This window comes from Acidovorax lacteus (assembly GCF_039540375.1).
Classification (GTDB): Bacteria; Pseudomonadota; Gammaproteobacteria; order Burkholderiales; family Burkholderiaceae_C; genus Acidovorax_G; species Acidovorax_G lacteus.
The window spans coordinates 107920-128512 of the sequence record NZ_BAABEX010000029.1 but is presented as its reverse complement, the minus strand read 5'-3'; the positions used below and the strand labels follow the sequence as shown (position 1 = coordinate 128512).

Below are 20593 nucleotides of genomic sequence, written 5' to 3'. Positions count from 1 at the left end.
CGGGCTCAGCGTGCGGGCACCACGCGCACACGCGGGTTGGGCGTTTCGCCGTACACCTCGGGCGCGTACATGGCCTCGGCGCGCGTGGGCGGCAGGGCAAACTCGCCCACGTTGTTCAGGCGCACGGTGTATTCGAGCCGGGTGGTGCCGCGCGGCAGGTATTCGTAGTAGCCGCGGAAGGCTTCGAAGCTCCGCTCCTCAAAGGCCAGCCAGCCGCTGCCCTCCTTGCGCTCGCCGCGCGTGGCGATCTCCGAATCGCGGCCCAGACCGCTGCCCAGGATGGTGGCACCGGCCGGAATCGGGTCGGTCACGGCCACCCAGCTCATGTCGGTGGTGGCGGCAATCTCCAGCGTCACGCGCAGCACCTCACCGCGCGCATACGGCCCGCCGGCCGGGGCGGCCGGGCCGTCCACCGGGGTGACGGTCTTGCGCACTGTGTAGCCCGCAGCAAACGGCGCCTTGAGCGGCACCGCCGCCAGCGACTGGAGCGTGGCCCAGGGGCGTCCCGTGCCCTGGTGCGTGACCACCAGCGGCTCGGCCACCGGCTGCGCGGGCCAGGGCAGCAGCACGCTGTTGTTGCGCAGCATGCCCACGGCCGCGGGTGCGCCAAAGGCCGTGGTCTGGTGCGGCGCACCGGCGGCATCGGTGGTCTTGACGCGCTCCACGCGCGCCCAGTCCACCGCTGCGGCCTGGCCGGCCAGCGTGGCACGGGTGCTGCCCGTGACGGGGGCCGACTCGAAACGCGCCGAGAAGCGCTCGAGCGCCAGGCCGCCCCACAGGTTGGCCGTGGTGGTGTGCCAGGCCCCGCCCTGCTGGCGCGCAATGAAGCCCGAGGCCATGCGGCCCAGGTCGTCCTTCCAGGCCGGATCGTCCATCACCGCCAGCAGCAGGCGCGCGCTGTTCACGTCGCCGCTTTGCATGAGCCACCACCAGTAGTCGTCGCGCTCGGTGCTGAACACCAGGCGCGTGCCCTGGAAGGACAGCCGCGCGCGCAGCGTCTGCTGCACCTCGGCCAGGCGCTTGTCGCGGTCGGCCAGGTCGGGCATGCGGCGCAGGATCTGCAGCCAGTCGATCAGCGCATGCGTGGGCCATTGCTGCGGCGCGATGGTGATGCTCTGCAGCAGGCGCGGCTGCGCCCGGCCGTAGCGCGACAAGGCCTCGATGGCCGCGAGTTTGCGCAGGTCCAGGTCCTTGCGCGGGCTCCACACCTCGCGCTGGATGCGGCCTTCCACAAACGCGGTCAGGCCCTGCTCCATGGCGGCGCGCGCGGCGTCGGGCAGCGCAAAGGCCGGGTTGATCTGGCTGGCCTCGTGCGTGGCGGCCAGCAGGTAGGCCGTGAGCGTGTCGCTGCCGCGGTTGCCCTCGCCCGCGCGCGGCGGGAAGTAGCTGGCCAGGCCGTCGGCATCGAGGTAGGTGGGCAGTTGCGCGGCCACGCCCTGCCACAGGGCCGCGTCGCGCAGGCCGATGGACTTGCTGGCCTTTTGCTCCAGGCAGGCAAACGGGTAGCGGGCCCACCAGTCGCGCACGCCCGGCAGGCCTTCGGCCAGGCGGGGCTGCAGCGCCACGCGCACGCCGCCGCGGCCGGGCAGCGCATCGGCCGGGGCCTTGACATCGAGGCTCAGCGGGCCGTCGAGCTGCACCAGCGTGCCCTGCTGTACCGACAGCGGCACGGCCGGCACGATGCGCTGGCGCAGCTTGAGCGCGTCGCGCGCACCGCCCAGGGTGTCGCGCGCCTCGATCTCCCACAGCAGCGCCTCAGCACGGGTGAAGGCCAGTTGCGCGGGGGCGGTGACGTCCCAAGCCACCTCGCGCGACTCGCCGGCTGGCAGTTCGATGGTCTGCGCGGGCAGTTCGAGCAGCGTGGCCCGCGGGCTGACCTGCACCTTCATGGCAGCCGCCGTGGTGTTGCGCAGCGTGATCTGCGCACGGAAGCGGTCGTCCTCGCGTACCAGCGGCGGCAGGCCGCTGATGATCTGCAGGTCTTGCGTGGTGCGGATGCTGGCCGTGCCCGTGCCAAAGCGGGCCGCTCCGCTGTCGGCCACGGCCACGACGCGAAAGCGCGTCAGCGCATCGTTGAGCGGCACCACCACGCGCGCCTGGCCCTTGGCATCGAGCGATACCGCAGGCTGCCACAGCAGCAGGGTATCGAGCAGTTCGCGCGTGCCGCCACGCCCCCCGCCACCGCCGGCGGGCACGGCCTTGCGGCCGTAGTGGCGGCGGCCAATGATCTCCATCTGCGCGGTGGCTGTCTGCACGCCCCAGCTGCGCCGCTGCAGCATGGCGTCCAGCAGATCCCAGCTGGTGTTGGGCATCAGCTCCAGCAGCGCTTCGTCCACCACGGCCACGGCGACCTCGGCGCCGGCCGCGGGCTGGCCGTCTGGCAGGCGGGCGGTGATGGTGACCTGCGCCTTGCCGCGCACCGGGTAGCTTTCGCGGTCGGCCTGCACCTGCACGTCCAGCCGGTGGGCCTCAGTGCCGACACGGATCTCGGCCACGCCCAGGCGGTAGGCGGGCTTGCTCAGATCCACCAGCGGCGTGGGGGCCACGTACTCGCGGCCTTCGTACCAGAAGGCATTCCACCACTCGCGTGGGGCGCGCACCCCCCAAGTGAAGAAGCTGTACCAGGGCACCTCGCGCAGGCGCCCGCGCAGCGCGAGCACGCTGACGTACACATTGGGCCCCCATTCGGGCTGCACCTTGACCTGCACGGTTGGATCGTCGCCCTGCAGCGTGACCACCTGGGTCTCCAAAATGCCCTCGCGCTCCACCGCCACCAGGGCCGTGGCTTGGCGGAAGGGCATGCGCACCTGCAGGCGGGCCACCTCGCCCGCGCGGTACTGCTTTTTCTCGGGCAGCACGTCGATGCGGTCGTGGTCTTCGCCGCCGAACCACAGCTCACCCTGGCGCGTGACCCAGACCGTGGTCGCGGCCTCGCTGGTGTTGCCGTCGCGGTCGGTGGCGGTGGCCACGAGTTCGACCTCACCCGCCTCCTTGAGGCTGGCCTCGCACAGCATCAGCCCACGCGCGTCGCTACGGCCCGAGCAGACCACGCCCAGGTCGCGCGTTTCGGTGTGATGGTCGTAGCTGTAGAAGCCCCCCACCATGCGCTTGCGCGCCGTGGTGGTGATGCGCGCCACCGCCTTGACCTTGAGTGCCACTTCGGGCGCGGGCTTGCCGCTGTGTTGCAGCGCCAGCGCCTGAAAACGCACCTTCTGCCGCGCCGAGGCCCAGCCGTCGGCCTTGATGCCCGCCACCACCTGCGCGGGCCACAGGGTGTGCACGCTGCGCAGGGTTTGCATTTCGCCGTTCGGGTCGGCGTAGGCGGCTTCGAGCACCAGCTCCCGCGGCTGGCGCACCACCGGCAGGTTCTCAATGGTGATGCGGCCCTGGCCCTGGCGGTCGAGCTGCAGCGGCAGCTTGTCGGCCACGAGCTTGGACTCGTCGCCAGCTGCGGCTTCTTCGTTGTCGCCCGCGCCGCTGCCCGGCTGACCCGGGGCCCGCGGAGGCTGGAAGCTCACGCCCTCGTGGTCTGCAAAACCCAGCGCCTTGCCGCGCACCAGGGCCGATATGCGCACCGGCAACTGCGCGGCGGGGCCACCCGATACGTAGTGGACCTGTACCTCGGTCGGCACCGCCTTGGGGCGCACCAGCGGCTGCTTTTGCTGGGGCGCAATCCGCCCTTCCAGCACCGGCAGTCGGAACTCCTCCACACGGAAGCGGCCGGTGTCAAAAAAGCGCTCGGGCCGGGCAGAGCGCTGCAGTTGCACCGTGTATTCGCCCAGGCGCGCGGCCGGCGGAATCGCAAACTCGCTGTGCGCGCTGAGGCCGCCGCTGGCCGTGCTGCGCCATACCAAAGGCTGCGTGAACTGCTGGCCGCTGCCCACATGGGTGATGACCAGGCTTTCAGGGCGTGCCGTGGGCAGGCCCAGACCCCGCCCGGTTTCGGTGCGCAGCACATGCTTCATCGACACGGTTTCGCCCGCGCGCAGCAACATGCGGTCCATCACCGTGTGGGCGCGCTCATCGGGCGCGGGATCGCTGCTCGTGGGCAGGTTGAAGCGCCAGGGCTCGATGCCGCGCTGCCAGTCGCTCCAGGTGAAGGCCAGGTCCTGCACGCCGTCCGGGCCGGCGGCGCGCGCGCTGACAAAGTAACCGCTGCCCTCACCGCCATAACCACAGCGCTGTGGGTCGGGCGACAGGCCTTCGATGCGCGCCACGCCCTGCGCGTCGGTGCGCGCAGTGGCCAGCTCCTTGCCGCTGCAGTCCGACACGCGCACCTGCGCACCCGACACCGGCTGGCCTTTGTCAAGCGTGGTCACCCAGGCCAGCGCGTTCTCGCGCCCGAGCTTGAAGTGCACGCCCAGGTTGGTCACCAACGCCGAGGTGCGCACATACATGGTGCGCGGCGCGCCATGGCGCTCGTCGAGCAGCGACAGGCCGAGCCGCGGCGAGGCGATCTCGACCACATGGAAACCCGGCGGCAGCGGAATGCCCACCACTTCGAACGGGCGCATGGCCTCGCCGCCGGCGCCAGCCTTGCCATCGCCCTTGGCAGGCTCGGGCAGCGTGAGCGCTGCCACACCCGGTCGCCCGGCCAGTAGCGACACCATGCGTGTCTGCACATCGCCCGATTCGTCGTCGGGCAAGCGCTTGGGCAGGGGGCCCTGCACCTCGCGCTGCACGTCGCGGCGCGGCAGCGTGAAACGGTCAAAGCGCTGCACCCGGTACCACCAGGCAATGATCTCGGCGTCGCTGCCCGGCTGCAGCGTGCGCACCTGCCCATTCACCGGGGCCAGGCCCTGCACGCGCAGCGCAGCCTCGACATTGCGCAGCGTGACGGGCAGCAGCGCCGGCCCGCCCGGGCCTTCAGCCAGGCGCTCGACGATACCGAAGGGCGCCGCCGCAAACTTGGCCAGCGGCGGCATGCCCGCCGTGCTCACACGCAGCGGAAAGCTGCCTGCATTGCGCAGCGAGCGGCCCGAGGCGTCCTTGAAGTCCTTGGGCAGCTCGATGGTGAAGGCCGTGTCCTGCGGCAGCGGCGCCTTGAACTGCAGGCTGTGTACCAAGCCCTCGGGGTCGGCCGGCTTGCCACTGCTGCCGGGTTCCGGGTCGCCCTCCAGCTGGGGCTTGAAGCTTTGCCCGCCACCCTGCAGGCGAACGGCCTGCGCCAGCTTGCGTGGCACCGGCGCGTTGAAGCTCAGCTGCAGCGGCCGGATCGGCAGGCAGGCGCTCTGGGCGTTTTCACGCTCGCACGCAAACTCGGCCGCAAAGGCCTCGCGCACCTTGTAGGTGGTGCGGCGCTCCACGCTGTTGGCCAGGCCGCTGGGCGTGGTCACGCCCTTGCCGTACACCAGGTGCATCTGCGCTCCCGACGTGAGGCGACGGTTGCAGGCCAGCGCGTGCAGGGCCAGCGGCTCCTTGGCCGCAAGCGCCTCCAGCCCTTGCGCCCGCAGCAGTTCCTTGCGCTGCGGGCCGTCGATGAGGCGCACCGGAATGCGTTCGCCCACGCCCTGCAACGTGCACCAGACGTTGGCCTGCACACTCTCGGCCGTGGCCGGGCCGTTGAGCTGCAACAGGAAGAACTGCTCTTCTTCGATGGGGGTCCAGCTGCCAGGCAGGATCTGGCGCACGAACGGCCCACCGGTCTGGAAGCGAAAACTGGTCGTGCCACGCAACGCCTCGCCCGCGGGCGACTGGAAGCCCGCGCGCGCGGCCACCGTGCAGCGCACACCCGGCGGCAGGTCGTTGGCGAAGTCGAACACCCATTCGCGCTCGCTCGTCCAGCGGCCGCTGCCCTGCGAGGCCTGGGCGTCGCTGCACTGCACCGCCACCGGGGCGGGCGCACGCGCGTCGCCAAACGTGGTGGCCGCAGTGTCGAACTTCACAACCACCTGGCGCACCTGCGCCACCTCGCCCTGCGGCGACAGGCTGCTGATCTGCAGGGCCTGCGCCGCAGGCGCGGCCAGCAGCATTCCCCAGGCCGCAGCAGCGGCCAGCACGCTGTGTGCGCGTGTTGTCATGGTGTATTCCCTCTCGATGGTTCCACAGCCTAGCAAATGCCAACGCCGGTGGAGCATCGGTTGCAAGCCCTTACGCGCGCCGCGGCGCCTCATCGCGCCGCAGCCCCCGGCCCTGTTGCACAGAAACAGCACACCGCAGCCGCCGACTCCAAGCCAGCGCTGGACTGCGGTTGCGGCCGGTGTCGGCGATCAGGGCACAAGGCACAAGGCACAGGGCAGAAGCGGAATACAGGCTGCGTGCCCGCCGGCCCTACACGCCCGTGGCCGCTGCCAGGCCGTCGGTACGGCCTGCATCGTCGGCGAGCGTGACCACGCCCTTGCCCTCGCGTTTGCTGGCGTACAGCGCGCGGTCGGCGCGGTCCATCAGTGGCCCGATACCTTCCAGCGCGGGTCCCTGGAACAGCGCCACGCCCACACTCGCCCCCACCAGCACGTGCTGCCCGTTGTCAAGCCCCATGGGGGCCAGCAAGGCAGCCAGCACCTGCTGGGCCGCATCTCGCGCGGCGTCGCGCGACTCGACCACATTGAGCACCAGCGCAAACTCGTCTCCGCCCAGCCGCGCAGCGGTGTCGCTGGCCCGGGCCACGCTGGCCAGGCGCTGCGCCGCGCGCATGAGCACCTGGTCGCCGCAGGCGTGGCCCCATTCGTCGTTGATGGCCTTGAAGCCGTCCAGATCCACCAGCAGCAGCGCACCCGGGCGGTGGTCGCGGTGCGCAGCCAGCACGGCCTGCGACAAGCGGTCTTCAAACAGCCGCCGGTTGGGCAGCCCGGTCAGCCGGTCGTGGGTGGCCAGGGCCAGCACCTGCTGGTGCGAGCGCACCAGCCGCGCGCTGAGCAGGCCCAGCAACAGGGCAAAGGCGTAGGCCAGCGTCACCACCAGCGCCGGCGCGCGGCCAGCGTCCTTCCAGCCGCCCACGGGCACAGCGCCCAGCGTCCAGCTGCCGCCGCCGGGCAAGGGGACGTCGAGCGTGGCGGGCGATTGCTCGAAGGTCTCGGGCTTGCCGATGAACACCGCACCCTGCGAGCCCGTTGCGTCCAGCCCGCGAGCCGCAATCTGGAAGCCCATCTGCTCGGTCTGCAAGCCCACATCGGCAAACAAGGTGTCTGCGTTGACGGTCAGCGACACGATGCCCCAGTACCGCGGGCCGCCCTCGGGCGTCTTGCCCGGTGGGTGTGCCAGAAACACCGGGGTGCGGCTGATGATGCCCAGCCCGCCCTGCACCAGCGGAATCGGCCCGGCCACCACGGTGCGGCGGGTCTGGATGGCGCGCTCGACCGCACCGCGCTGCTGGGGGTTGTCCATGTAGCGCAGGCCCAGCGCGCGCTCGTTGCCCACGCGCGGATACACGTCGCTGATGACGTTGTCCGGCGCAAGGGCCAGGTTGCGGATGTTGCGCTGGTGCTCCAACAGTCGGCCGACGACGGTGGAAAACACCTCTTGCGACATGCCGCCCTGCGCAGCTATGAAGGCCGCCACGGTTTCGGGCACCGACAGCGTGCTCTGCAGTTGCCGGTCGAGGCGGTCGCGGATCTGCAGCAGATGGCTTTGCGCTTGGGCCTGGATCTGCGTGCGGGATTTGGCGTGGGAGATGTCGATCACCACCCACACCAGGGCGGCGGCCAGCGCGGCGCTGCACACCCCCACGGCCAGGGGCAGCAGGCGGTGGCGGATCCAGTGCGAAGGAAGACGTTGGGACATGGGCGCCAGAGATTACCTGCAAACCGGCAGCGGCCCAACGGCGCTGTGCGCGCGAGACGCACGTCCGCAACAGCCCCCGCCGATAACGCCCACACGGCCTTGTCGCCCGATAAGGCCCCGACCCGCGGGGCCGCAGTGCCGCGGGGCCCGGGGCCCACTCAGCCCAGGCGGGCGCGGTGGCGCGCCAGCTGCGCGCGCACCTGGGCCGGTGCCGTACCGCCCAGCGTGTTGCGCGCACCCAGCGAGCCACGCAGGCTCAGGCACTCGTACACGTCCTTTTCGATGGCGGGGTGGAAGCCCTGCAGCACATTCAGCGGCAGCTCCGACAGGTCGCAGGCATGGCTTTGCGCGGCTTTCACGGCGTGGGCCACGGTCTCGTGCGCGTCGCGGAAGGGCAGGCCCTTCTTGACAAGGTAGTCGGCCAGGTCGGTGGCGGTGGCATAGCCCTTTTGCGCGGCGGCCTCCATGGCTTGCGCGTTGACGGTGATGCCGCCTTCCTTCTTGCCCGTGGCAGGGTTCACCTGGCCGCCCACCATCTCGGCAAAGATGCGCAGCGTGTCCTTGAGTGTGTCCACGGTGTCGAAGAGCGGCTCCTTGTCTTCCTGGTTGTCCTTGTTGTAGGCCAGCGGCTGGCCCTTCATCAGCGTGATCAGGCCCATGAGGTGCCCCACCACGCGGCCGGTCTTGCCGCGGGCCAGTTCGGGCACGTCGGGGTTCTTCTTCTGCGGCATGATCGAGCTGCCGGTGGTGAAGCGGTCTGCAATCCGGATGAAGCCGAAGTTCTGGCTCATCCAGATGATCAGCTCCTCGCTCAAGCGGCTCACGTGCACCATGCACAGGCTGGCGGCAGACGTGAATTCGATGGCGAAGTCGCGGTCGCTCACGGCGTCCAGGCTGTTCTGGCACACACCGTCCATGCCCAGCGTGCGGGCCACACGCTCGCGGTCCAGCGGGTAGGTGGTGCCGGCCAGCGCGGCCGAGCCCAGCGGCAGCACGTTGGTGCGGCGGCGCACGTCCTGCATGCGCTCGGCGTCGCGCGCAAACATCTCCACATAGGCCAGCAGGTGGTGCGCAAAGCTCACGGGCTGGGCCACCTGCAGGTGGGTGAAGCCCGGTAGGATCACATCCACGTTCTGCTCGGCCACCTCGACCAGCGAGGTCTGCAGTTCCTTGAGCAGGTCGGTGATCAGGTCGATCTCGCTGCGCAGCCACAGGCGCACGTCGGTGGCCACTTGGTCGTTGCGGCTGCGGCCGGTGTGCAGGCGCTTGCCTGCATCGCCCACCAGCTGCGTCAGCCGCGCCTCGATGTTCAGGTGCACGTCCTCCAGGTCCAGCTTCCACTCGAACTGGCCGGCCTCAATCTCGCTGCGGATCTGCGCCATGCCGCGCTGGATGGCCTCGTAGTCGGCCGTGGCGATGATGCCCTGGGCGGCCAGCATCTCGGCGTGCGCCAGGCTGCCTGTGATGTCGGCCAGCCACAGGCGCTTGTCGAAAAACACGCTCGAGGTGTAGCGCTTGACCAGCTCGCTCATGGGCTCGGAGAACAGGGCCGACCAGGCCTGGGCCTTGGTGTCGAGCTGGTTGTGGGACGGTTGCGTGGGTTGGCTGGTGGACATGAGGGGGCAATAATCCGGTGGTTCAGACACCCGGACCGCCCGGATGCCGCAATGCATAGCACGCAAATTTTATCGACCCGCCCCGGCGTGACCGACTCGCCGGCTGCGGCATTGCGCGCCGCGCGGCTGCAAGGGCGTGCGCTGGTGTTCGATGCCTGCCATGTCGGCGTGGTGCTGCGCGCGGTGCTGTTTGTCGAAACCGTGGTGGGCGTGGGCGCGATGTACCGCGCCACGACTCCCCTGGAATGGCTGGGCACCATGGCCATGATCACGGGCGGCGCATTGCCCGCCACCTTGCTGTGGCTGGTGGTGGCCTGCAGCCTCAAGCGGCTGCTGCAGCGGGCGTCCACCGCACTGCAATACACGGCCGGCGTGGCGCTGGGCGCAGTGGCGGGCGGCTACGCCTGTGCCATGCTCGTGCTGACGGGTGTGCTGGAACAGCCGCCCTGGGCCGCCAGCGCGGCCAGCGGCGCGCTGCTGGCGGCCATGCTGGTCACGGCGCTGGTGCTGCGCGCCCGGGGGCGCACCCCGGCGGCCACCACCGCGCGCCTGACGGAGCTGCAGTCGCGCATCCGGCCGCACTTTCTGTTTAACACCCTCAACAGCGCGATTGCCCTGGTGCGCGACGAACCGGCCAAGGCCGAATCGCTGCTCGAAGACCTGAGCGACCTGTTCCGCCACGCGCTGGTGGAGCAAGGCGAATCCGTCATCCTGGCCGAAGAGATCCGCCTTGCGCAGCGCTACCTGGCGATCGAAGAGGTGCGCTTCGGCCCGCGGCTGCAGGTGCAGTGGTCCATCGACCCGCGCTGCGACGAAGCCGTGCTGCCGCCGCTGCTGCTGCAGCCGCTGGTGGAAAACGCGGTCAAGCACGGCGTGGAGCCCAGCCCCCGCGGCGGCAAGCTGCGCGTGACGACCGAGCTGCGCGGCAGCCGCGTGCTGATCCGCATCACCAACACCCTGCCGCCGCGCGACACGCCGGACGACGGTGCGCCCCGCGGCCACGGCATTGCGCTGGCCAATGTGCGCGCGCGGCTGGCGCTGCTGCACGACGTGGAGGCCGAATTCACCGCCGGGGTGCAAGACGGCCTGTACCAGGTGCGCATCACCCTGCCCGCCCACGGCCTTGCGCGGCGGCCCGACACGCCGCCCCCCCGCCACCGCAAGAAAACCCGCGACCGGGCTGCCCGGACGCGCACCGACCGCACGCGCGCCGCGCGCCCCCAGACCACGGACGACCATGCACATCCTGATCGTTGACGACGAAACCCTGGCGCGCAGCCGCCTGCGCACCCTGCTGGCCGACTGCAGCCTGCCCACACCGCTGCTGCTGAGCGAAGCCGCCCATGCGGGCGAGGCCATGGCGCACCTGCAGTCGGGCACCGGCCGCCCGGTGGACGTGGTGCTGCTGGACATCCACATGCCTGGCCAGGACGGCCTGCAGCTCGCGCACGCCATCCGCAGCCTGCCGCACGCGCCGGCCATCGTGTTCGTGACCGCGCACGCCGACCATGCGGTGAGCGCCTTCGAACTAGACGCCGTGGACTACCTCACCAAGCCGGTGCGGCGCGAGCGGCTGCAGCAGGCGCTGGGCAAGGCCCTGCGCACGGCGCGACCCGACGCGCCGGTGCTGCCCGCCGCCGGGCTGGCCCCGGGCGAGGCGCTGCTGATCCAGGACCGCGGCCGCACCGAGCGTGTGCCGCTGGCCGAGGTGCTGTACTTCAAGGCCGAACAGAAATACGTGACGGTGCGTACCGTCACACGCAGCTACATCCTGGACGGCACGCTCAGCGAACTGGAAACGCGCTACGCAGAGCACTTCATGCGCGTGCACCGCAACGCCCTGGTGGCGCGCCGCGCCGTGCGCGCACTGGAGAAGCATTACGACCCCGACGAGGGCGAAGGCTGGGCCGTGCGGCTGCAGGGGCTCACAGAGCTGCTGGCCGTCTCGCGCCGCCAGGTGGCGGCCGTGCGCGAAGAGCTCACGCGCTGAGCCGCGCAGCACTCTGACCACGGGCCGCGCATGCCTTGTCCCGCCCGCCTTGCCGGGTGGTGGCACGCTGCTGTGATCTCTGCCCAAACAGGCTGCTCGTGCTTGAAAACCAAGCACAAGCAGCTATAAAAATGATAGCAATCAGAGTGCAAAGGCTCCGTGCCAAGCGCTCAGTGCGCGTGGGCTAGGCCGCTGACCAGCGACACCACCACGATACCGGCCACCAGCCACAAGATCTGCGCCACCGTTTCGCGTGCGCTCAAGCGTCTTTGCAGTTGTGGGATCAGATCGGCCAGCGCCACGTACACAAAGCTGCTGGAGGCCACAACCAAAAAGTACGGCAGCCAGTCCTGCAACTGCGCCACCAAAAAGTAGCCCAGCACCCCGCCCAAGGCTGTCACCGCCCCGGCCAGCGACACCTTGACCAGCGCCGTGCGGCGCGACGCGCCTGTCTGGCGCATCACCACCAGATCGCCCATGTGGTGCGGCACCTCATGCGCCAGCACCGACAGGGCGGCAATCACGCCCAGCCGCATGTCGGCCACAAAGGCCGACGCGATCAGGATGCCGTCGCCAAAGCAGTGCACGCTGTCGCCGGTGAGGATGGCCCAGCCGCCCGAGCCCTTCTTGCCATGCGCGTGATCGTGGTGGTGGCCGTGGTGTGCGTGGCTGTGGTGGTGCCCGTCGTGCGCTGCGTGCTGGCCCGGCATCTGGGCGGGCTCGGGGCCGTGCCCGTGCTCGTGCCCGTGGTGCCACAGCTCGGCCTTGTCGAGCAGAAAGAAGAACACCACGCCCACCAGCAGCGTCAGGAACAGGTCGTGCGCCCCCGCGTGGCTCTCGAAGGCCTCGGGCAACAAATGCATGAACGCCGTGGCCAGCAGCGCCCCCGCGGCCAGGCTCAGCAGGTGCTGCGAGCCCACGCGGCCAGCGCCGCCTTTGCCGTCCATCCCCAGACGCAGCAACAGCGCGGCCAGCCAAACGCTGCCAATGCCTGCCGTCAGGGTGGCCAGAAGAATTGCCAAAAGAGTCATTCCAAAACCGATCTGCAAAAGGGCCGCCGTGACCCGGGGCGCACGCGCGGCCCCGGCTGGGCAGGCCATCGACCCGCAGGCCGCACCCAGACGGGTGGCCCCGCCGGGATGCGCCCCGCGGCACCTGTGAACACGCCACCCGCAGGGGGTGGTCCGACACGAAGGCTTCGTGTGTAGAAATCTTAGCAATCGTGTCAAGAGGTTGCGGTGCGGGCACGGCTTCGGATGGCAGCGGAACGCCGCGCAGCGCGCGCCCGGCAGGGGCCAGCAGGCCCGGGCCGCGCTGCAAGCGGTACGCCCACGCGCGGCCCCTTCCGCCCTTCCGCCCTTCCGCCCTTCCGCCCTTCCGCCCTTCCGCCCTTCCGCCCTTCCGCCCTTCCGCCCTTCCGCCCTTCCGCCCTTCCGCCCTTCCGCCCTGCCCCATGCCATGCGCCTGCGGCCCGCGGTCGCAATGGCGCGGGCGGCGCCGCGGGTGCCACGCCAGCGACCCGCCAACGGCATCACCCGGCCACGCCTGCGCTGCCTTGCCCCACAACGCTGCCCGGTTTTGGCCCCGCAGTGCGCAGCGCCCGGGCGGCTCTGCCACACTCGGCGCAACGGGGCCGGGCCGGGTATTCCCCCGGCCGCCCACAGCGGAGATCACCATGCATGTGCTTCTGACAGGCTCCACCGGCTTCATCGGCCGCACCGTGGCCGCAGCCCTGCAACGCGCGGGGCACACCGTGCACGGCGGCGTATCGCCCCGCAGCCAGGGCCGCCAGCCGGGTGGCGTGCCCATGGACTTTGCGCGCGACACCACCCCCGCCGCATGGCGGCCGCGGCTTGAAGGCATTGACGCGGTGGTCAACACCGTGGGCGTGCTGCGCGACAGCGGCGCGCGCCCGATTGACGCCGTGCACCACGCCACCCCGGCGGCCCTGTTCGACGCCTGCGCGCAAATGGGTGTGCGCCGCGTGGTGCAGGTGTCGGCCCTGGGCATCGACGGCAGCCCCACCCGCTACGCCACCACCAAGCGTGCCGCCGAAGACCACCTGCGCGGCCTGGCCGCGCGTGGTGAACTGCAGCCCGTCATACTGCGGCCCAGCGTGGTGTTTGGCCGTGGCGGCGACAGCAGTGCGCTGTTCATGAACCTGGCGCGCCTGCCGCTGCTGGTCATGCCCGGGCCCATGCTCACGGCGCGGGTGCAGCCGGTATCGGTGCTCGACCTGGCCGACGCCGTGGCGGCGCTGCTGGGCAGCGCGCAGGGCACCACTGGCACCGTGGTCTGCGCCGGGCCCGAGGCCCTGACCTTTGCCCAACTGGTGGCCAGCCTTCGCGCACAACTCGGCCACGGCAGCGCCGCCGTGCTGCGCCTGCCCGACCTGCTCACGCGCCTGAGCGCCCGCATGGGCGACGCCGTGCCCGGCGTACCCTGGTGCACCGAGGCGCTGCAACTGCTGGGCAGCGACAACGTGGGCGACCCGAGCGCGTTCGAGCGCCTGATCGGGCGCACCGGGACGCACCACAGCCGGTTGGTGGCGGCGGCCTGGCGGTAGCAGGGGCGTGGTGCTGCGGTATGGATCTTGATGCGCGGCGCAAGCCCGCGATTGCAGCCTCCGCAGTGATGCCGATGGCGTGCATGCGGGCCATCTGCTGGCGTGGCAAGCGGCTGGCATCAAGCCGAATCGCCAGTTCGTGCTTTCAGATCAAGCACGAGCAGCTATTAATTCAATAGCAACCCAGTCACCACACTCAGCCGATCCATGTCGCCCGTTGGTCGGCAGCGGGCGCCCTTACAGCGCCATCGACGGCCGCTCGCCCATGGCCGCTCGCCAGCGCAGCAGGTGCGGGTGCTGCTCGCCGGGCTTTTGCTTGACCACGCGGGCAAAGTCCACCGCCACCGCGGCGGTGATGTCGGCGATGCTGAAGCGGTCGGTGGCGATGAATTCGCGGCCCTCCAGCCGCTCGTTGAGCAGCGCAAAGAACTGGCCCAGCCGGGCCAGCCCGCGCTCGGCCAGCGCCGGAATCTGCGGGTAGTTCACCGCGCCGGGCAGCGCACGGTTGGCCATGGCAGGCGAGCTGTTGCGCAGTGCCTCGGCAATGGCCATCAGGCCTTCAAACTCCATGCGCCACTGCCAACTGGCCACCTCGGCCTTTTCAGCCGGGGTGGTGCCCAGCAGGGGCGGCTCGGGCCAGCGCGCTTCCACGTAGGCGGCAATGGCCGCGTTGTCGGCCAGCAGCAGGCCGTCTTCGGTGCGCAGCGCCGGCACGGTGCACTGCGGGTTGATGCGGCGGTAGGCCTCGCCCAGTTGCTCGCCGTTCTTCAGATCCACCTGCACGGTGGCGTGGGCAATGCCTTTTTCGGCCAGCAGAATGCGCGCGCGGCGTGGGCTGGGGGCGGTAGCGCAGTCGTAGAGGGTGATCATCCCGGGGCCTTGCAAAAGGGTTAGCGGGCGGGGGCGGCGCCTGCGGCTTGCGCGGCGGCCTCCAGCTTGTCCTGGGTTTTGGTGTCGAAGTCGCTCGCGTCGTGCCGCTCGCGCAACTGGCTGGCCGGGTCGCCCACCACGCGGTTCACCTTGCGCCCGCGCTGCACTGCCGGGCGCTGCGCCACCTGCTCGGCCCAGCGCACCACGTGGGTGTATTCGTGCACCTGCAAAAACTCGGCCGCGTTGTAGGCCTGGCCCTTCACCAGCAGGCCGTACCAGGGCCAGATGGCGATGTCGGCCACGGTGTAGTCGCTGCCCGCCACGTATTCGTGTTCGGCCAGGCGCTGGTTCAGCACATCGAGCTGGCGCTTGGTTTCCATTGCGTAACGGTCGATCGCGTATTCGATCTTGACCGGCGCATAGGCATAGAAATGCCCGAACCCGCCGCCCACAAAGGGCGCGCTGCCCATCTGCCAGAACAGCCACGACAGGCATTCGGCGCGCGCTGCGCCGTCTTGGGGCAAGAAGGCGCTGCCAAACTTTTCGGCCAGGTACATGAGGATGGCGCCGGACTCGAACACGCGTACCGGTTGGGCGGGATCGGTACGGTCGAGCAGCGCCGGGATTTTGGAGTTGGGATTGACCGATACAAAGCCGCTGCCGAACTGCTCACCCTCGTTGATGCGCACCAGCCAGGCGTCGTACTCGGCCCCGGCATGGCCCAGGGCCAGCAGCTCTTCGAGCATCACCGTCACCTTCACGCCGTTGGGCGTGCCCAGCGAATACAGCTGCAGCGGGTGCTTACCCACCGGCAGCTCCCTATCGTGCGTGGCCCCGGCAATGGGCCGGTTGATGCTGGCGAACTGGCCGCCGTTTTCTTTGTTCCATTGCCAGATGGCGGGGGGGGTGTAGGGGGTGGACATGCGCTGATCCAGGCAGATGAATGAAGCACCGCAGGCCTGCTGCCTGCGATTGCGCAACGAGTTTAGCGAGGATGGCCGCTGGCCGCAGAGAGCGCTGCGCACCACCGTGCACGCCACGCCCCGTGGCAGCCACGGGCCGCAGAGCGCACCGCGCCAGCCGCACGCAAAGGCCGTCGGGCAGCCTTGCGTTCAGGCCGCCTCAGTGCGCCTTTTCCCAATTCGCCCCCACCCCCACCTCGGCCAGCAGCGGCACTTGCAGTTGCGCCACTTCCGCCATGAGCCGCGGGATGTGGGTCTTGAGCCAGTCCACCTCGCCCTCGGGCAGTTCGAACACCAGTTCGTCGTGCACCTGCAGCACCATGCGGATCTGGGGTTTTTCGGCGTCCAGCGTTTTTTGCACGGCCACCATGGCCATCTTGATCAGGTCGGCCGCGGTGCCCTGCATGGGCGCGTTGATGGCGGCGCGCTCGGCCCCGGCGCGGCGGGGGCCGTTGGGGGAGTTGATTTCGGGCAGGTACAGGCGGCGGCCGAACACGGTTTCGACATAGCCGCGCGCCTTGGCAGAGGCCTTGGTTTCGTCCATGTAGTGGCGCACGCCCGGGTAGCGCTGGAAGTAGCGGTCGATGTACGCGGCGGCGGCCTTGGTTTCGATGCCCAGGTTTTTGGCCAGGCCAAAGCTGCTCATGCCGTAGATGAGCCCGAAGTTGATGACCTTGGCATAGCGGCGCTGCTCGCTGCTGACCTGGTCCACCGCCACGCCAAACACCTCGGCGGCGGTGGCGCGGTGCACGTCGAGCCCGTGGCGGAAGGCGTCGAGCAACGAGGTGTCGCCGCTCAGGTGCGCCATGATGCGCAGCTCGATCTGGCTGTAGTCGGCGCTGGCGATCACATGGCCGGGCGCGGCCACAAAGGCCTCGCGCACGCGGCGGCCTTCGGCCGTGCGGATCGGGATGTTCTGCAGGTTGGGCTCGTTGCTCGACAGCCGGCCCGTGACGGCCACGGCCTGCGCGTAGTGGGTGTGCACGCGGCCCGTGCGCGGCAGCGCAAGCTGCGCCAGCTTGTCGGTGTAGGTGCCCTTGAGCTTGGCCAGGCTGCGGTGCTCCAGGATCTTGGCGGGCAGCGGGTAGTCTTCGGCCAGCTTTTCCAGCACCTCTTCGTCGGTGCTGCGTGCGCCGGTGGCGGTCTTCTTGACCACGGGCAGGCCCAGCTTGTCGAAGAAGATCTCGCCCAGTTGCTTGGGGCTGCTCAGGTTGAAGGGCTGGCCCGCAATCTCGTACGCCTCGGTTTCGAGCTGCAGGATGCGCTGGCCCAGGTCGTGGCTTTGCTGTGCCAGCGTGGCCGCGTCGATGAGCACGCCTTCGCGCTCGATGCGGAACAGCACCTCGCTGGTCTGCATCTCCAGCGCATAGATGTGGCGCAGGCGCTCGTCGGCCTCCAGCTGGGGCCACAGCACGCGGTGCACATCGAGCGTCTGGTCGGAGTCTTCGCACGAGTAGGCAGCGGCCTTGTCCACCGCCACTTGGGCAAACGGGATCTGGTGCGCGCCCTTGCCGCACAGGTCTTCGTAGCTCAGGCCCTTGCGGCCGGTGTGGCGCTCGGCCAGGCTGGCCAGGTTGTGGGGCTTGTGCACTTCGAGCACATAGCTTTGCAGCATGGTGTCGTGCTGATAACCGCGCACTGTGATGCCGTGGTTGGCAAACACATGCTGGTCGTACTTGATGTGCTGCCCCAGCTTGGCGGCGCGGGCGTCTTCGAGCCAGGGCTTGAGGCGCGCCAGCACCTCGGCAAGCGGCAACTGGGCGGGTGCGTCCGGCCCTTCGTGGCGCAGCGGGATGTACGCGGCCTCGCCGGGCTCCACGCTGAACGACAGGCCCACGATTTGTGCGCGCATTTCATCAAGCGAGTCGGTTTCGGTGTCCAGCGCCACCAGCGGGGCGGCCTGCAGGCGTGCGAACCAGCGCTCGAACGTGGGCCAGTCGAGGATGGTGTCGTAGCGCACCTCGCGCGCCTGCGCCTGTACGGCCACGGCCGAGGCATCGACCTCGGGCGCGTCCGCACTGAAGAACAGATCGCCCGATGTGCCCGATGCCGTGTCACCGCTGCGCGCCGCCGGGGCCGCAATGGCACGCGCCAGGCCCTTGAAACCATAGCGCTCGTAAAAGCTACGCAGCGGCTCGGGCTGGGGTTCTGCCAGGGCCAGCACATCGAGCGCGGGCAAGGTGGGCACGTGCTCGGCCAGGTCGCAATCGGTCTTGATGGTGACCAGCGTGCGACCCGTGGGCAGCCAGCCCAGCGTGGCGCGCAGGTTTTCACCGGCGGCCCCCTTGACCTCGCCCGCCCGGGCGATCAGCGCATCCAGCGAGCCGTATTCATTGAGCCACTTGGCGGCGGTTTTGGGGCCCACCTTGGGCACGCCGGGCACGTTGTCCACGGTGTCGCCCACCAGGGTCTGAAAATCCACCATGCGCTCGGGCGGCACGCCAAACTCTGCCGTCACGCCCGCCACGTCGCGGCGCTTGCCGCTCATGGTGTCGATCACGGTGATGTGCGGGTTGACCAGTTGCGACAGGTCTTTGTCGCCGCTGGAGATGATGACTTCCACCCCTTGCGTGGCTGCGGTCACGGCCAGGGTGCCGATCACATCGTCGGCCTCCACACCGGGCACGGCCAGCACCGACCAGCCCAGCAGCCGCACCACCTCGTGGATGGGCTCGATCTGCGCGCGCAGGTCATCGGGCATGGGCGCGCGGTGGGCCTTGTAGTCGGGGTAGAGCGCGTCGCGGAAGGTGGGGCCGCTGGCGTCGAACACGCACACGGCGTAGTCGGCCGGTTGTTCCTTGCGCAGCGCCTGCATCATGTTGATCATGCCGCGGATGGCCCCCGTGGCCGGGCTGGACGAATCGCCGGGCACGGCCCGCAGGTCGGGCATGGCATGGTAGGCGCGGTACAGGTAGCTGGAGCCGTCCACCAGCACCAGGGTCTTGGGTTTGCTCATGGCCGGATTGTGCACAGACCCACGGGTCGCGCGGGTTAGCCCGCTCACACCGCCCACCGCTGCTTGTGTCCAATGGGCGCCTGCATCGCATACCGTCTGAGGAGTCATCTGTTGAAGCCCCTGAAAAAATTCGCGCTGGGCGCGCTGCTGGCCGTGGTGGTGGCCGGTACGGCCGGCTGGTTCAGCCTGGACAAGGAAACCCGCGGCCTGCTCAAGACCGTGCCCACCAACCGCGACCTGCTGTTCTGGAGCGTGCCGCAGCGCGACGCCGCCTTCCGCGCGCTGGACCGCATTGCGCTGCTGGCCAAGTGGCGCTCCGTGCAGCCGAGCAGCACGCCCCGCCCGCTGCCGCCGGGCCCGCCGCTGGCGCAGTTGCCCGACATCGACGCCTACATGGCCGCCCAGCGCAGCAGTGCGCTGCTGATCGTGCACGACGGCAAGCTGCGCCTGGAGCGCTATGGCCTGGACTTTGACGCCGCAGGCCGCTGGACCAGCTTTTCGGTGGCCAAGTCCTTCACCTCCACGCTGGTCGGCGCGGCCATTGCCGACGGCCATATCAAGAGCATGGACGACAAGGTCAGCGTCTACATCCCGCAGATGAAGGGATCGGCCTATGACGACGTGAGCGTGCGCCAGCTGCTGACCATGACCTCGGGCGTGCGCTGGAACGAAGACTACGGCGATCCCAACTCCGACGTGGCGAAGTTCAACAACCACAAGCCGACCGAGCCCGGAGTGGACGCACTGGTGAGCTACCTGCGCCAGCTGCCGCGCGCCGCGCCTGCAGGCGAGCGCTGGCTCTACAGCACCGGCGAGACCAACCTGGTGGGCATTCTGATCAGCCAGGCCACGGGCAAGCCGCTGTCGCAGTACCTCGAAGAAAAGATCTGGAAGCCCGCAGGCATGGAGCAGCAGGCCACCTGGATCCTGAGCAAGACGGGGCAGGAAATCAGCGGCTGCTGCATCCAGGCGGCTGCCCGCGACTACGCCCGGTTCGGGCTGTTCATCCTGGACGGCGCCACCGCAAGCGGCCAGCGCACCGTGCCCGAGGGTTGGCTGCAGCAGGCCACCACCCGGCAGGCCGACATTGGCCAGGCGGGCCGCGGCTACGGCTACCAGTGGTGGACGTACGACGACGGCAGCTTTGCCGCGCGCGGCATCTTTGGGCAGGGCATCTTCATCGACCCGGCCCGCAAGCTGGTGATTGCCTCCAATGCCAACTGGGCGGGCGGTGCCAGCGACCCGGTGGCCTTCCCGGCGCGCGAGGCCTTCTACAAGGCCGTGCAGAAAGCCGTGGACGACGAGGCAGCGCAGAAGAAGTAACCCGTGACGGGCGCGCGCCCAGGCCCGGGCGCGCAGGGCGTGCCGCGCCCCGCTGCCGCCCCGGCCGCCCCCCGCACGGCCACCCGCGACCGGCAAGCCGCCTAGGCACGCCGCCTACAATCGGCCCCATGCGCGCTGCCCACTCCTTTGTCCACACCCTGATGCTGCTGGCCCTTGCCAGCAGCCCCGCACTGGCCCAAAACCCCAGCCCGACCGCCCCCCAGGGCGCAGCCAGCGGGCGTGAGCCGCTGGCCGTTGCAGATCAGGAGCCGGGGCGCCTGAACCAACGCACCCAGCGCATCCAGATCGAAGACGGCGGCAGCCGCGTCGACGAGCTGCGCGTGGGCGGCCAGACGCAGACCATCACCGTACAGCCCAAGACCGGCGACCTGCCCGCATACGAAGTGCAGTCGTCCGACGGCGCGCGCGGCCGCAGCGGCAGCCTCAACGGGGCCGAAACCAGCACCGCCCCGCGCGTGTGGAACGTGATGAAGTTCTGACACACCGCGCCCCTGCAGACCGCAGGGGCCACCCGCATGCCGCTCGTTGGGGCGTGCCAATCCCTCGCCCCTTGTCTGACCTGATCCTGCT

12 protein-coding genes are annotated in these 20593 nt (G+C 69.9%); 5 read left to right on the top strand and 7 right to left on the bottom strand.

The genetic code is table 11. The annotated features are described in order from the left end of the window. Positions 1-5: 5 nt before the first annotated feature. From ABD866_RS13415 to argH, 3 genes are all read right to left on the bottom strand, one after another. Positions 6-6020: an alpha-2-macroglobulin family protein gene (locus ABD866_RS13415; protein WP_345066034.1), complete on the bottom strand. Its 6015-nt coding sequence runs from the start codon at positions 6018-6020 to the stop codon at positions 6-8. A 250-nt stretch (positions 6021-6270) separates the two neighbouring features. Further along, a complete protein-coding gene (locus tag ABD866_RS13410) occupies positions 6271-7719 on the bottom strand; it encodes a diguanylate cyclase domain-containing protein (protein WP_345066031.1) in 1449 nt (482 codons plus the stop codon). A gap of 158 nt (positions 7720-7877) precedes the next feature. Beyond that, on the bottom strand, positions 7878-9335 hold the full coding sequence (gene argH / locus ABD866_RS13405) for an argininosuccinate lyase (protein ID WP_345066029.1): 1458 nt from the start codon (positions 9333-9335) through the stop codon (positions 7878-7880). 51 nt (positions 9336-9386) lie between these two features. Between argH and ABD866_RS13400 the strand changes: the two genes are divergently transcribed. Together ABD866_RS13400 and ABD866_RS13395 are read left to right on the top strand one after the other, a co-directional pair. Continuing rightward, entirely contained in the window at positions 9387-10592 is a 1206-nt protein-coding gene (locus ABD866_RS13400; protein WP_345066026.1) for a sensor histidine kinase, read from the top strand. After that, positions 10573-11325 (top strand): LytR/AlgR family response regulator transcription factor, encoded by a 753-nt coding sequence (locus ABD866_RS13395; protein ID WP_345066023.1) that lies wholly within the window; start codon positions 10573-10575, stop codon positions 11323-11325. Before ABD866_RS13400 ends, ABD866_RS13395 begins: the two co-directional genes overlap by 20 nt. Before the next feature lie 170 nt (positions 11326-11495). Here ABD866_RS13395 and ABD866_RS13390 read toward each other — a convergent pair whose 3' ends face one another. After that, positions 11496-12356, bottom strand: a complete 861-nt coding sequence (locus tag ABD866_RS13390) for a ZIP family metal transporter (RefSeq protein ID WP_345066020.1) — start codon at positions 12354-12356, stop codon at positions 11496-11498. 644 nt (positions 12357-13000) lie between these two features. Here ABD866_RS13390 and ABD866_RS13385 point away from each other — a divergent pair. Next, positions 13001-13891, top strand: a complete 891-nt coding sequence (locus ABD866_RS13385; protein WP_345066018.1) for an NAD-dependent epimerase/dehydratase family protein — start codon at positions 13001-13003, stop codon at positions 13889-13891. Between the two features lie 237 nt (positions 13892-14128). Here the strand turns inward: ABD866_RS13385 and ABD866_RS13380 are convergent, their stop codons facing one another. The 3 genes from ABD866_RS13380 to polA form a co-directional block, all read right to left on the bottom strand. Beyond that, positions 14129-14761: a glutathione S-transferase family protein gene (locus tag ABD866_RS13380; RefSeq protein ID WP_345066016.1), complete on the bottom strand. Its 633-nt coding sequence runs from the start codon at positions 14759-14761 to the stop codon at positions 14129-14131. A 20-nt stretch (positions 14762-14781) separates the two neighbouring features. Beyond that, positions 14782-15684 carry a glutathione-dependent disulfide-bond oxidoreductase gene (yghU, locus tag ABD866_RS13375; RefSeq protein ID WP_345066013.1) on the bottom strand — a complete coding sequence of 301 codons (903 nt, stop codon included), beginning with the start codon at positions 15682-15684 and terminating at the stop codon, positions 14782-14784. 199 nt (positions 15685-15883) lie between these two features. Next, the gene (gene polA / locus ABD866_RS13370) at positions 15884-18679 is read right to left on the bottom strand and encodes a DNA polymerase I (RefSeq protein ID WP_345066010.1); all 2796 of its coding nucleotides are present in this window, start codon (positions 18677-18679) and stop codon (positions 15884-15886) included. Positions 18680-18790: 111 nt separating this feature from the next. Here polA and ABD866_RS13365 point away from each other — a divergent pair, with 111 nt between their 5' ends. After that, positions 18791-20002: a serine hydrolase domain-containing protein gene (locus ABD866_RS13365; protein ID WP_345066008.1), complete on the top strand. Its 1212-nt coding sequence runs from the start codon at positions 18791-18793 to the stop codon at positions 20000-20002. Between the two features lie 128 nt (positions 20003-20130). Continuing rightward, complete coding sequence (locus ABD866_RS13360) at positions 20131-20502, top strand: hypothetical protein (RefSeq protein WP_345066005.1); 372 nt, start codon at positions 20131-20133, stop codon at positions 20500-20502. Positions 20503-20593: the final 91 nt, after the last annotated feature.

Coding starts and splice junctions, on each gene's coding strand:
- ABD866_RS13415 (WP_345066034.1), bottom strand. CDS start 6,020: ATGACAACACGCGCACACAGCGTGCTGGCCGCTGCTGCGGCCTGGGGA.
- ABD866_RS13410 (WP_345066031.1), bottom strand. CDS start 7,719: ATGTCCCAACGTCTTCCTTCGCACTGGATCCGCCACCGCCTGCTGCCC.
- argH (WP_345066029.1), bottom strand. CDS start 9,335: ATGTCCACCAGCCAACCCACGCAACCGTCCCACAACCAGCTCGACACC.
- ABD866_RS13400 (WP_345066026.1), top strand. CDS start 9,387: ATGCATAGCACGCAAATTTTATCGACCCGCCCCGGCGTGACCGACTCG.
- ABD866_RS13395 (WP_345066023.1), top strand. CDS start 10,573: ATGCACATCCTGATCGTTGACGACGAAACCCTGGCGCGCAGCCGCCTG.
- ABD866_RS13390 (WP_345066020.1), bottom strand. CDS start 12,356: ATGACTCTTTTGGCAATTCTTCTGGCCACCCTGACGGCAGGCATTGGC.
- ABD866_RS13385 (WP_345066018.1), top strand. CDS start 13,001: ATGCATGTGCTTCTGACAGGCTCCACCGGCTTCATCGGCCGCACCGTG.
- ABD866_RS13380 (WP_345066016.1), bottom strand. CDS start 14,761: ATGATCACCCTCTACGACTGCGCTACCGCCCCCAGCCCACGCCGCGCG.
- yghU (WP_345066013.1), bottom strand. CDS start 15,684: ATGTCCACCCCCTACACCCCCCCCGCCATCTGGCAATGGAACAAAGAA.
- polA (WP_345066010.1), bottom strand. CDS start 18,679: ATGAGCAAACCCAAGACCCTGGTGCTGGTGGACGGCTCCAGCTACCTG.
- ABD866_RS13360 (WP_345066005.1), top strand. CDS start 20,131: ATGCGCGCTGCCCACTCCTTTGTCCACACCCTGATGCTGCTGGCCCTT.